This window comes from Glycomyces tritici, assembly GCF_030403505.1.
Window position 1 is genome coordinate 712,961 of sequence record NZ_JAUEMJ010000003.1, and the last position, 11,770, is coordinate 724,730.

Annotated in this window: 10 protein-coding genes; 4 read left to right on the top strand and 6 right to left on the bottom strand. The window is 72.4% G+C overall.

Going from position 1 to position 11,770, the window contains the following annotated elements; all coding sequences use genetic code 11:
- Positions 1-429 precede the first annotated feature (429 nt).
- Positions 430-2,457, top strand: coding sequence for a SpoIIE family protein phosphatase (locus QWI33_RS13575; protein ID WP_289957676.1), 2,028 nt, complete (start codon positions 430-432; stop codon positions 2,455-2,457).
- Positions 2,458-2,669: 212 nt separating this feature from the next.
- On the opposite strand, the gene QWI33_RS13580 is transcribed toward QWI33_RS13575, so the two are convergent.
- Positions 2,670-3,635, bottom strand: coding sequence for a C40 family peptidase (locus QWI33_RS13580; protein WP_289957677.1), 966 nt, complete (start codon positions 3,633-3,635; stop codon positions 2,670-2,672).
- A 334-nt stretch (positions 3,636-3,969) separates the two neighbouring features.
- Here QWI33_RS13580 and QWI33_RS13585 point away from each other — a divergent pair, with 334 nt between their 5' ends.
- Positions 3,970-4,461, top strand: coding sequence for a cysteine dioxygenase (locus QWI33_RS13585; protein WP_289957678.1), 492 nt, complete (start codon positions 3,970-3,972; stop codon positions 4,459-4,461).
- Positions 4,462-4,552: 91 nt separating this feature from the next.
- Here QWI33_RS13585 and QWI33_RS13590 read toward each other — a convergent pair whose 3' ends face one another.
- From QWI33_RS13590 to QWI33_RS13600, 3 genes are all read right to left on the bottom strand, one after another.
- On the bottom strand, positions 4,553-6,025 hold the full coding sequence (locus QWI33_RS13590; RefSeq protein WP_289957679.1) for an NAD(P)H-hydrate dehydratase: 1,473 nt from the start codon (positions 6,023-6,025) through the stop codon (positions 4,553-4,555).
- Positions 6,026-6,053: 28 nt separating this feature from the next.
- Positions 6,054-6,425: a holo-ACP synthase gene (locus tag QWI33_RS13595; RefSeq protein ID WP_289957680.1), complete on the bottom strand. Its 372-nt coding sequence runs from the start codon at positions 6,423-6,425 to the stop codon at positions 6,054-6,056.
- A 121-nt stretch (positions 6,426-6,546) separates the two neighbouring features.
- Positions 6,547-7,173, bottom strand: a complete 627-nt coding sequence (locus tag QWI33_RS13600; protein ID WP_289957681.1) for a TetR/AcrR family transcriptional regulator — start codon at positions 7,171-7,173, stop codon at positions 6,547-6,549.
- 50 nt (positions 7,174-7,223) lie between these two features.
- On the opposite strand from QWI33_RS13600, the gene QWI33_RS13605 reads away from it, so the two are divergent.
- Both QWI33_RS13605 and QWI33_RS13610 read left to right on the top strand, forming a co-directional pair.
- On the top strand, positions 7,224-8,393 hold the full coding sequence (locus QWI33_RS13605; protein WP_289957682.1) for a DUF418 domain-containing protein: 1,170 nt from the start codon (positions 7,224-7,226) through the stop codon (positions 8,391-8,393).
- A 152-nt stretch (positions 8,394-8,545) separates the two neighbouring features.
- Positions 8,546-9,139, top strand: coding sequence for a GrpB family protein (locus QWI33_RS13610; RefSeq protein ID WP_289957683.1), 594 nt, complete (start codon positions 8,546-8,548; stop codon positions 9,137-9,139).
- 94 nt (positions 9,140-9,233) lie between these two features.
- Here the strand turns inward: QWI33_RS13610 and QWI33_RS13615 are convergent, their stop codons facing one another.
- Both QWI33_RS13615 and dacB read right to left on the bottom strand, forming a co-directional pair.
- Positions 9,234-10,019: a polysaccharide deacetylase family protein gene (locus QWI33_RS13615; RefSeq protein ID WP_289957684.1), complete on the bottom strand. Its 786-nt coding sequence runs from the start codon at positions 10,017-10,019 to the stop codon at positions 9,234-9,236.
- A 167-nt stretch (positions 10,020-10,186) separates the two neighbouring features.
- The gene (gene dacB, locus QWI33_RS13620) at positions 10,187-11,752 is read right to left on the bottom strand and encodes a D-alanyl-D-alanine carboxypeptidase/D-alanyl-D-alanine endopeptidase (protein WP_289957685.1); all 1,566 of its coding nucleotides are present in this window, start codon (positions 11,750-11,752) and stop codon (positions 10,187-10,189) included.
- Between the last annotated feature and the right edge of the window lie 18 nt (positions 11,753-11,770).

Consider the following 11,770-nt stretch of genomic DNA (forward strand, 5'->3'; position numbering starts at 1 on the left):
CCCGACTCGAAGATCCCCATAGGAGACGTATGTCCCCCTTCATCAGGTCCGGCGCCCGCGCAGCGGGTGCCGGAGCGGCCGCGGCGGCCCTCACGCTCGCGGCGGCGGGCGGCCGCCCTCGACCGGCGACTCCTCGATCATCCTGATCAGCTCGGACGCAGCCGCGCTCCTCGCCGGTGCCGTCGTGTTCTTCATGCCGCGCCGCCGCAGGGCCGCGACGAACCGGGAGTAAACAGACACCGATCCCGTGACGTACGAGAGCGCACGGATCGACTCCTGAGCGGCGGTCGCCCTTCCGGGCGGCCGCCGCTTCGCGTTTCCCCTGCTGTGCAACGGCACTGCCCGCCGTTCAAGCGACGGTCGCAAGCGGCCCGCGGCACGGCGACGCGGTACCGCGGCACGGGGGCCGACCGGCATAGACTGGGGCCCGTGACGTACCCCGAGAGGTTCGCCCGGCGCCTCCGGCTCCCGGCCGACGACCGCTCCCCCGCAGCCGCCCGCGCCGCTGTGCGCGCCGTGCTCACCGAGGCAGGACTCACCGAGCTGCTCGACGAGACCCTGCTGCTCACGACCGAACTGGCGACCAACGGCGTCGTCCACGCCGGCACCGACATCAACCTCACGGTCGCGGCCGACCCGATCGGCGTGCGCGTCACCGTCACCGACTACCGCTCCGGCGGCATCGACCCCCTCGACACGGCCATGCCCGAGGTCACCGCCGAGGGCGGCCGCGGCCTGCTCCTGGTCGACCGCTTCGCGTCCTCGTGGGGCACCACGCACGACGCGACCGGCAAGTCGATCTGGTTCCGCATCGACCGCGACCCCGACGCCCGGCCGGCCACCCGGCCCGACCCGGACGCCGCCGTCGAGGCGCACCTGCCCGACCTGGCCCAGCTCGCCGCGCTCCTCACCGTCGCGCCCGCGATCCAGTCGCGGCTGCCGGTCGACCAGCTCGTCACCGAACTCCTGGCCCGCTGCCACGACGCGACGGCCGCCGCGGGCGGCGCGATCGAGTACGACGCGGGCGACGGCGCCGGCGCGCAGATCCTCGCCAAGTTCGGCGACGTCGGCAGCGTCTCGGTCGCCGTCCCGCTCCCGCTCACCGCCCCCGCCTGCGGCAAGCTCATGCTCGCCGGCGACGCCGAGCCGAGCTGGCGGCCCCTGGCCGAACTCGTCGCCGAGCGCATCGCGCTCGCCGTCCAGATCGACCGGATGCGCACCGACGAGCAGCGCCGCTCCGGCTGGCTCACCTACCTCGCCGAAGCCGGTGAGCTCCTCGCGCACTCGCTCGAGGAGCACTTGACCGTGGCGCTCATCCCGCAGCTCGTCGTCCCCCAGCTCGGCCGCTGGGCCGCCGTCCACCTCACCGGCGACGGCGGCGACCTGCGCCTCGCCTCCCTGACGCACGCGGAGGAGGCCGAACTCGAGCACCTGCGCCGCAAGCTCGACGGCGCCGCCCCCGCCTTGGCCGCCGCGTTGGCCACCGACGGCTGGACCGGCATGGAGCTGCCGGTGCCGCGCGGCCTCGACGGCATCGCCGTGCCGCTCTCGGCGCGCGGCGCCACCATCGGGGTCCTCACCGTCGGCAAGCACGTCGAGCGCCAGCACTCGTCCGAGGAGCGCGCGGTCGTCGCCGACCTCGCCAAGCGCAGCGCGCTCGCCCTCGACAACGCCCGCATCCACGCCGAGCGCCAGGCCGTCGCCAACGAGCTGCAGGCGGCGCTCATGCCGGGCTCGCTGCCGGACGTCGCCGGCGTCTCGTTCGCCGCCGAGTACCTGCCCGCCACGGCCCGCCGCCTGCCCGGGTCGGGCCCCGGCCCGGCATCGGGCACCGAGGTCGGCGGCGACTTCTACGACGCGACCGAGCTCGCCGACCACCGCCTGTGGGTGGCGATCGGCGACGTGTGCGGCAAGGGCGCGCAGGCCGCGGCCGTCACCGGCGTCGTGCGCGACGTCCTGCGGGTCATGGCCCGCGACGGCCGCCCGCTCCCGCGCGCCCTCGAACTGCTCAACGCCACGCTCCTCGAGCAGCCCGGCGACATGCGCTACGCGACCATCGCCTCCGCGCTCCTCGAACGCGACCCGGACGGCTCGCTCAACGCGACGCTCTGCCTCTCGGGGCACGAGAAGCCGCTGCTGCTCCGCGCCGACGGCGAGACCTCCTGGGTGGGCCGCGAAGGCACCGCCGTCGGGCTCTTCCCGGATGTCAAGGTCAACCCCGTGGACGTCCGCCTCGAGCACGGCGACGCCCTGGTGTTCTTCACCGACGGCGTCACCGAGCGCCGCGACGGCGCGGCCATGTACGGCCACGAGCGCATCGAACGGGCCGTGCGGGACGCGGCGGGCAAGGGCGCCAGGCAGATCGCGACCGCCCTGCTCGAGTCCGTCGAGGCGTTCTCCCCCGAGTCGCCGCGCGACGACATCGCGATCCTCGTGGTCCGCTGCGATCCCAACTAACGGCTCGCAGGCTTCGCCGAGAGCCCGAATCCACGGCCCGCGAGCGGCGCCGGGAGGCCCGGTTCAGGGGCTCGCGAGCGTCGCCGGAGTGCTCCCTGAGGGCCCGCACGAGTCTGAGCGGCCGGATTCGCAGCTGGCGACCGTCACGAAAACCGAAGCAGCCGAAGGAAAAGGCCCCGCGAGCGAGCTCGCGGGGCCTTCACCGTCTCGCCTTAGTGCAGGAGCGTGCCCGCACCGTAGTAGCTGTTGCCGTGGTGGAGTTCGACGACCTTCACGACGGTGGTCGAGTTCGGGGCGTGCACGACCAGGCCGTTGCCGATGTACATGCCCACGTGCGCGAGCCCGTTGTAGAACACGAAGTCGCCCGGCTGCAGTTCGTCCTCGCTGATGTGCGCGACCATGCCCCACTGGGCGGCGGCGTTGTGCGGCAGGCTGATCCCGATCTCGGCGTAGGCGCCGAGCATGAGGCCCGAGCAGTCCCACGAGTCCGGACCGGCGGAGCCCCACACGTACGGCTCGTCGCGCTGCGCGAGCGCGAACTTGACGACGTCGTACTGGTCGCCCTCCATGTGGGGCAGGTCCATCTCGCTGAAGCCGCTGATCTCCTCGCCCGCGGCGGTCTTCCACTCCTCTTCGAGGTCGCTCATCTGCGCGGTGAGCTCGTCGGCGGCCTTCTGCAGGTCCGCCTGCTCGTTCTCGAGGTCGGCCTGGAGGTCGATGAGGAGCTCGGACTGGGCCGAGTACTCCTCGGAGGCGGCCCGCAGGTCGTCCATGAGGTCGAAGTTGTACAGGTTCGCCGAGTTCAACCGGTCCAGGCGCTCGACGAACGCGTCCGGGGTGCCCGATTCGAGCAGCAGCGCCGCGTCCCCGATGCCCTGGTCCACATAGGCCTCGCCGATGAAGTCGGCGAGCTGGTCGCGCAGCACGTCGAGGTCGGCCTCGGCGGCCTGGAGGTTGACCTCGGTCTCCTCGATGAGCTCGCGGTTGTCGTCCACCTGGGAGGCGAGCTGGTTGTACGCCTCGACCGCGGCCGCTAGATCGCCGTCGAGCGCGTCGATCTCCTCGTTGATGTCGTCGGGCGAGTCCTGCGCCCAGGCCGGGCCGGAGCCGACGGTGACCAGGAGGCCGCCGACCACGGCGGCTGACATCCACTTGCGTCGAACAGGCGACTGCTTCACGAGGAGGTTGCTCCTTCGGATGGGGAGACGGGGTGCACTCAAGACACGCACGGGGCCGCCCGAGGGATGCGCTGGGACGCTGCCGGGAGGCCGAACATGAGCCTAGCGCGCGCGTTTCGGGGCGGGTAGACCCCGGGAGTGACAAATTCGCAGCGTAACGAGCATTCCACCGATGGTGTGTCGCTCCTGTGAGTTGACTGGGAATTGGTACGATTGCCCGCATGACCTTCTCGATGTGTCGCTGTCGCCGCTGTCACCAGCGCTGAGCGCTCTGTGCCGCTCGGCGCTTCTCCGCCGACAACCGTTCCGACACATCGAAGGCCGAATCACCACAATGAGCCACAGCCTGCTGCTGCCGCCCGCTTCCCTCACCACTGAGCGCCTCGAGGCGCTCGCCGCGTTCTACGCCGCGAACCTCACCCTGAACCCGCGCTTCACGAAGGCCAGCCGCTGGGCCCGCCGCGTCCTCGCCGGCCCGGGCCACGAGGCCTGGCTCCTCGCCTGGCTGCCCGGGCAGGGCACCGACCTGCACGACCACGGCGGCGCGGGCCGCCCCTCCGCCGCGGCGGTCGCGGTGGTCTCCGGCGAACTGACCGAGTTCACCGTGCAACCGGGCGATTTCCCGGGCCTGCAACGCAAGTGCCTCGCGGCGGGCGGCGTCTCGGTGGTCGACGACCGCACGGTCCACGGCATGCGGAACCTCTCGGACGCCCCGGCGGTGAGCCTCCACGTGTACTCGCCCGGACTCGAGGCGATGCGCACCTACCTGCTCGACGAGACCGGCCTGGCCCCGTCGAAGATCCTGCGCGCGGGCGAGGACTGGTAACGCGCCGAACGTGAACGGAGCGTCTGCGCAAATCGGACATTGATGGGCCCCCGGTCTATACCCTGACGCCTGGGTACGACATCGCCCCTGATCAGGCGCGCTTCCCGGGCGTTTCGGCCGCCGTCAAGGCGGCGCCGACCGCGAGCGGCAGGGCCCTCGCCACGTCCGACGCGGTCACCGTGCGGTGGCCCGTGGCGGCGATGCCGCCCGCGAGGCCGTGCAGGTACGCCGCCGCCACCGCCGCCTTCGCGCCCGGCATGCCCGAGGCGAGCAGCGAGGCCATGAAGCCCGCGAGCACATCCCCCGAACCGGCCGTCGCCAGCTGCGGGCGCCCGGTCGGGTTCGCCCACACTTCGCCGTCGCTCGAGGCGACCACCGTGTGATGCCCCTTCAGGAGCACCGTGCAGTTCAACCGCTTCGCCAGCACGGCCGCCGCAGCGCCCCGGTCCTCCGCGGGCGGTGAGCCGTACAGCCGCTCGTACTCGCGGTCGTGCGGCGTGAGCACCACCGGCGCCTCACGCTGCGAGAGCACCGACGGGTACTCCCCGATGAGCGTCAGCGCGTCCGCGTCCAGCACCACCGGCGCGGGCGACTCGAGCACGTGCCGCAGCTCCGCGAGCGCCGCCTCGTCCGTCCCGAACCCCGGCCCGGCGAGCCAGGCCTGGACGCGACCGGCCTCCTTCACCTCCTGCGTGCACACCACCTCCGGGTGGCGGCGGCGCACATGCTCGGCCGCGGTGCCCGCGTACCGCACGTACCCCGAGGGCCCGGCCAGCGCGCCCGAGGTCGAGAGCACGGCCGCGCCCGGGTACCGCTCGGAGCCGGCGGCGATGCCGACGACGCCGCGCGTGTACTTGTCGTCGTCGGGGCCGGGTTCGTGCCACCAGGCGGCGAGGTCGCCGTCGTCGGCGACGCGCACGGCCGGGTGCGGGTCGAGGTAGGGGCCGAGTCCGATGTCCACCAGGACGAGTCGGCCGACGAGGAGGGCGGCGCGGCCGAGCACGTGGCACGGTTTGCGCGAGCCGAAGGCGACGGTGACGTCGGCGGTCACGGCGCTGGCGGGGACGGCGCCGGTGTCGACGTCCACGCCCGAGGGGACGTCGACGGCGACGATGGTGTCGGCGTCGATGGCGGCGAGCTGGTCGATGGCGCGTCCGGGGAGGCCGGGTCGGCCGCCGATGCCGAGGACGCCGTCGAGCAGGAGGTCGCAGTGGCGGGGCGGGGTGGCGACGAGTCGCCCTCCGGCTCTGGTGAGTGCGGCTGCGGCGACGGGGTGGACGCGTTCGCCCATGACGGGGACGGCGAAGACGCGGGCGCCGCGGCGGGCGAGGCGGGCCGCGGCGAAGAGGGCGTCGCCGCCGTTGTCACCGGGTCCGGCGAGGACGATCACGGTGGCGCCGTAGACGCCTGCGGTGCCGCGCTTGCGGCGTTGGCGCCCAAGGATTCGGGCGCATTCGGTGGCGAGTCCCGCTGCGGCGCGCTGCATGAGGGTGCCCGGCGGGAGCTGGGCCATCAGCTGCGATTCGGCGCGGCGTACTGCCGCTGCTGACCAGGCACCGTCCATGGTGTTCCCTCTCAGGCCTGCTCGGCCGTCATGCCGTTTCGGCGATCACCACCGCTGTAGCGATACCGCCATCATGCGACAGCGACACGTGCCAGCGTGAGACGCCACGCTGTTCGGCCGCTGCGGCCACCGTTCCGGTGATGGTCAATGTGGGGCGGCCGTCGGGGAGGGAGAGCACTTGGCAGTCGGCCCAGTGCATGCCGCCGGGGGCGCCGAGTGCTTTGGCCACGGCTTCTTTGGCGGCGAAGCGGGCGGCGAGGGATTCGGTGCGGCGGGCGCGCCCGTCGGGGGTGCGGCGCTCGGCTTCGGTGAAGAGCTTCTCGGCGACGTGGGGGGTCCGTTCGAGCACTCGCTCGAACCGGTCCACTGCCACTACGTCTATGCCCACGGCGACGATCACCCCCCAAGAGTGCCACGGGATCGGGCGCGGCGCCCTCTCATCGGGAGGTTCACCGCCACGGGTGACGCTTTTGCCGTCGCCGCTTGGGGGTTGCGGTTCGCACAGGGGGCCGCGGATCGGCTCAGGTGTTCGCGGGGCCGTGGCCGACGGCGGGGAGGATCGCCTGGTCCACGATGGCCTCGAGGTAGTCGTGGTCGATGTCGGCGCCGGTGTCCATCATGCGCTTGGCGACCATGGCTTCGCCGATGTCGAGGACGACGGGGGTGAGGCGGGCGGGGTCGATCCGGCCGTGTTCGGCGTAGTGGCGCAGGACGGTCTGGGTGAAGGTGCCGCCGCGGCGGTCGAAGACGCGTTCCCAGAGGGCTTCGACGACGGCGGGGTCGCGGGCGGGGTCGGCGAGGAGGCCCATGACGGCGCGGCCGGCGGGGCTGAACGCCCAGTCGCACATGAGGCGCAGGGAGGCGATGAGGTCGCCGCGGAGGTCGTCGGCGCTGGGTGCGGGCTGCTCGACGGGGTGTCGCGCGGCGAGGGCGTCGAGGAGGAGGTCGGTGGGGTCGGACCAGCGGCGGTAGAGGGTGGAGCGGGGGGTGGCGGCGCGTTTGGCTATGGCGTCCATGGTGAGTCGGCCGGATCCGGTGGCGGCGGCTTCTTCGACGGCGGCGGTGTAGATGGCGTCGAGGAGTGCTTTGCCGCGCCTGCGCGTCTGTCCTTCGGCCACGGGCCGCCCCCACTCGTTAGCTACAGTCATGTATCTTACATCTTTAGATACAGCCGTGTACCTAAAGTTTTGGAGGCGAGATGACCCTCTCCCCGCCCGCCATTATGAGCACCCCGCTCCGGGAGCGCTCGCTCGCACCCGATCTGGCCAGGGGCCTCATGCTCCTGCTCATCGCCCTCGCGCACGCCCACATGTTCCTCGCCCACGAGACGACCGGATGGCGCGGCTACGCCGTCGACGGCACGGTCCCGGACCGCGTCGTCGCCGGACTCCAGGTCCTCTTCGTCGACGGCCGGGCGCTGCCGATGTTCGCCGCGCTCTTCGGCTACGGCCTCGCGCGCCTCGTCCAGCGGCGCATGGACGGCGGCGCCGACTGGCCCGTAGCGCGCCGACTCGTGCGCCGCCGCAGCGCCTGGCTCCTGGCCTTCGGCTTCGCCCACGCGCTGCTCCTGTTCTTCGGCGACATCCTCGCCGCCTACGGCCTCATCGGCCTCGTGTTCACCGGCCTCCTCGCCGCCCGCGACCGCACCCTCGTGCGCACCGCCGTGATCGTCGCCGTCCTCCACCTCGCCGTGGTCGCCGCCGCGGGCGTCTCCGCGGAGGCCGCAGGCCACGCGAACAGCGCCCCGACCCTCATCGCCGACCCGCTCGAAGCGGCGGGGATGCGACTCGCCGTGTGGTCGGCCCTCACCCCGACGTTCTACGTCGTCGACATCGTGCCCGCCTTCGCCATCGGCATCTGGGCCGCCCGCCGCCGCCTCCTCGACGAGCCCTCCCGGCACCTCCCGCTGCTGCGCCGGGTCGCCCTGGGCGGCATCGCGATCGGCGTGGCCGGAGGCCTCCCGCTGATGCTCGTCGACACGCAGCTGTGGCACCCGGACGCGCCTGCGGCCGTTGCCGTCTACGCGTTGCACAGCATCACCGGCCTCGCCTCCGGGCTCGGCTACGCGGCCCTCATCGCCGTGCTCTGCGCGGCCCTCCCGGGCCGCCCGCCCGGACCGGTCGCGAACGCCCTCGCCGCATGCGGCCAGCGCTCGCTCACCTGCTACCTGCTCCAGTCGGTCGCGTTCACCGCCCTGTTCACACCGTTCTTCGGCGACCTCGGCGCGAGCCTGGGAGACGCGGCGGCCTCCGGCATCGCCGTGCTCGTCTGGGCCGCGACCGTGGCCCTGGCGGCGTGGATGTCGAAGGCGGGCCTGCGCGGCCCGTTCGAGGTCCTGCTGCGCCGGCTCACCTACGGCCGGCAGTGAACGACCGCCACGCGACGCACCCGCCTTGACGACGCGGCCGTGCCCGGCACCCCCGAGCCGGGCGCACGCCGGCCTCCCGACGAGGGGCACCGAGCCACTCGCTCAAAGCCGGCCCGAGATGCGATGATTCGGCGGTCAAGGGAGGCACCGCCATGAGCAGTGACATCACCCGGCACCACGAGACACCGGGCGACGACAGCATCTGGGTCGACGCGCGGCCCGAGCCGGTCGCAATCACCATCGCCGCCTACGACCCCGGCTGGCCCGCGCGGTACGAGGCGCTGGCCGCGCGGATCGGTGCGGCGCTCGGCCCCAAGGCCCTGGGCGTCGAGCACGTGGGATCGACCTCGGTGCCGGGGCTGGCGGCGAAGCCGGTCGTCGACATCGCGTTGACCGTGGCCGATCCGGCCGACGAGCCGTCGTACCTGCCCGAACTCGAGGGCTTGGGGTTCGCGCTCGTCATCCGCGAACCGGGCTGGCACGAGCACCGGGCCCTGAAACTCGCGCGACCGAACACGAACCTGCACGTGTGGGGGCCGGGCTGCCCCGAAGTCGAACGCCAGCGCATGTTCCGGCGGTGGCTCATCGACCATCCCGAGGACCTGCGCCGGTATCAGGAGGCGAAGACCGCGGCGGCGGCCGAGGCGAACGGGGCCGGTGAGATCGTCACGGAGTACAACCGGCGCAAAGAGCCGGTGATCCAGGAGATATACGAGCGGATCTTCCGCGCGCACGGCCTGACCTGAGCGGGTCCGCGTTCGCACCCGCCTTGCGCGGCTTCGGTTCCCCGCATGGGGGATCGGTCGCCGTGCGTCAGGTGGGGCCGCCGTGCCGGGCCGCCTAGACCCTGGGGTTGCGCATGGGCACGTCGAACTTGCGTCCCGCCTGCCGCATGTTCGGGATCGCCCGGCGCGTGGCCCAGACCGTCCGCTTCCGGTCCTGGATGCCCCGGTCGTCGGCGTCGTGCAGCAGGACGACCTCCCCGGGTCCGGCGGCGCTGACCCGCTGGAGGATCGTCTCCCTGCTGACGGTGGGGCTCCAGTCGGCCACCGAGCGGGACCAGGAGAGCGGCGTCATGCCCATGCCCGCGCCGACGCGGGCCGCGATGCGATCGGGCCCCCAGGCCCCGAAGGGGGCGCGGAAGAACGGGATGCGGGCGCCGGGAGCGGCTCGGCGGATCGCCGCAGTGGCGCGCAGGAGGTCCCGCTCGTACTCGGCGGCGGTGGTCCCCTGCTTCCACTTGGCGTGGTCGTGGTCCCAGGAGTGGTTGCCGAGGAGGTGTCCTTCGTTGACGATCCGGCGCACCAGTCGCGGGTACTCCTGGGCGCGCCGGCCGATGACGCAGAAGACGGCCCTGACGCCGGTGTCGTGCAGGATGTCGAGGATGTCGTCGGTCTCGGGTCCGGGCCCGTCGTCGAAGGTCAGGGCGATCCCGGTGCCGTTGGCCGAGCGGGTGACCAGGGCGGCGGAGACGGCCCTCTCCAGCGTCACGAGGTCCGACGGGGCCCCGGGCTGGAGCGACGTGATCTGCGGCGGTGCGGCGGCGGCCGTGCCGTACCCCGAGACCGCGGCGGCTCCCGAGGCCAGCAGGGTGTACAGGATCCGGCGCCGATCAGCGATCCACATGAGATCTCCCTTGCACTTTCCGGCGCCTCCATGGCGCGTATAGGCAATGTAGACCGCCGCTGCAACGCTGACAAGATTTTCGTGCAGGATCGTCTAGTGGGCGCGTCGCGCCCGAACACGAAGGGCCCGACCGATGTCGGTCGGGCCCTGCTGGTGTCGCGGTGTCCTTAGCAGACGGCGGGTTCGACCCAGGTGCACTCGAGGCTGTGGTTCGGGTCCTCGGCGGGCATCTCGATGTCGTCGACGTTCGCGGAGCGGAGCGTCTCGGCCTCGGTGGCCGCGGTGGTGTGCGCGGCGATCGCGGCGGCGATCTTGTCCTCGATGTCCTTCACCGTGGAGTACAGGAAGTCGTTGACGATGACGCTGAAGACGAGCTCGCGCCCGTCGGCGTCGGTGACGTACCCGGAGAGGGCCGAGACGCTGGTCATCGACCCGGTCTTGGCGCGCACGTTCTCGGCGGCGGGGGTGCCGCACATCCGGCTCGCGAGGGTCCCGTCCTTGCAGGCGATCGGCAGGGAGTCGTACCAGGTGCCGAACCAGTCGGCCTTCTTGGCGCCCACGAGGAGGTCGGCGAGCATGTTCGAGGTCATCATGTTGTGACGCGAGATGCCGGAGCCGTCGACCTGGCGGATGGGGCCGGTGTCGACGCCGTACGGCTCGATCCCGGCGTACGTGGCGGCCTTGCCGCTCGCGAAGGTGCCCGTGCCGGTGGCCTCGTAGCCGAGGGTCTTGAACAGGGCCTCGGCGACGGAGGCGTTGGAGGGCTTGAGGATCACGGCCGTCAGATCGGTGAGCGTCCTCGACTGGTGGGAGGCGAGGGTCTCGGGGCCCTGGGGGGTGGTCTCGCCGAAGCGGAGGTCGCCGTTGACGGTGATGCCGGCGTCCGCGAGGGAGTCGGCGAAGACGTCGGCGGCGAGCTGCGTCGGCTCGATCACCGAGCGGGTGGCGTAGGTGCCGTTGGTCCCGAGCTTCACGGTCCCGCTGACGCGGATCACGTTGTCGTGCGGGTCGCGGTTGACCGAGACGCTGGTGGTGGTGCCGGTCGTGGCGGAGTTGACGATCTCCACGTAGTCGTTCGCGGGGGCCATGCTCAGCTGCGCGGGGTCGCCCTCGGCGGCACCGGGCTTGATGAAGACGCGCACGGAGCCGGCGTTGTAGTCGTCGCCGGAGGCGACGGTGAGCGCGGAGACCTCGGCGGCGTACGTGAACTGGAGGTCGGACCAGCCCCATTCGGTGCCGGAGCGGACCGAGTCGAACGCGGTGTCGTCGGCGACGAGGTCGCCGTCGATCGTGGAGATGCCGCGGTCGGCGAGGTCCTCGGCCATCCGGTCGTAGTCGGCTTCCAGGAGCGTCGGGTCGCCGCTGCCCCGCAGGTACAGGTCCCCGGCGACGACGCCGTCGGTCGGGCGGTCGCCCAGGACCTCGGTCGTGTACTTGAAGTCGCCGCCGAGCTGCTCGAGGGCCGCGGCGGTGGTGGTGAGCTTGTCGTTGGAGCCGGGGATGGCGCGCTTGGCGCCGTTCCGCTCGTACAGCACCTCACCGGTGTTCGCGTCGGCGACGGTGACGCCGACCTGCGAGTCGGTGAGGCGCTTGTCGGTGAGGATCGCATCGATCGCGGCGGCGAGCGCCTCGTCGCCGGTCTCCTGGGCTTGGGCGACCACCGTGCCGGCGATGGTGATCGCACCGGCGGCGGTGACCGCGATGGCACTGGATATCAGGGTGCGTTTTCTCATGGCGCGAGCTTATGCAAG

What these genes read in the sequence shown, in the direction of transcription:
- QWI33_RS13585 (WP_289957678.1), top strand. Translation starts at nt 3,970, where the DNA reads ATGAGCCACAGCCTGCTGCTGCCGCCCGCTTCCCTCACCACTGAGCGC.
- QWI33_RS13590 (WP_289957679.1), bottom strand. Translation starts at nt 6,025, where the DNA reads ATGGACGGTGCCTGGTCAGCAGCGGCAGTACGCCGCGCCGAATCGCAG.
- QWI33_RS13600 (WP_289957681.1), bottom strand. Translation starts at nt 7,173, where the DNA reads ATGACTGTAGCTAACGAGTGGGGGCGGCCCGTGGCCGAAGGACAGACG.
- QWI33_RS13605 (WP_289957682.1), top strand. Translation starts at nt 7,224, where the DNA reads ATGACCCTCTCCCCGCCCGCCATTATGAGCACCCCGCTCCGGGAGCGC.
- QWI33_RS13610 (WP_289957683.1), top strand. Translation starts at nt 8,546, where the DNA reads ATGAGCAGTGACATCACCCGGCACCACGAGACACCGGGCGACGACAGC.
- QWI33_RS13615 (WP_289957684.1), bottom strand. Translation starts at nt 10,019, where the DNA reads ATGTGGATCGCTGATCGGCGCCGGATCCTGTACACCCTGCTGGCCTCG.
- dacB (WP_289957685.1), bottom strand. Translation starts at nt 11,752, where the DNA reads ATGAGAAAACGCACCCTGATATCCAGTGCCATCGCGGTCACCGCCGCC.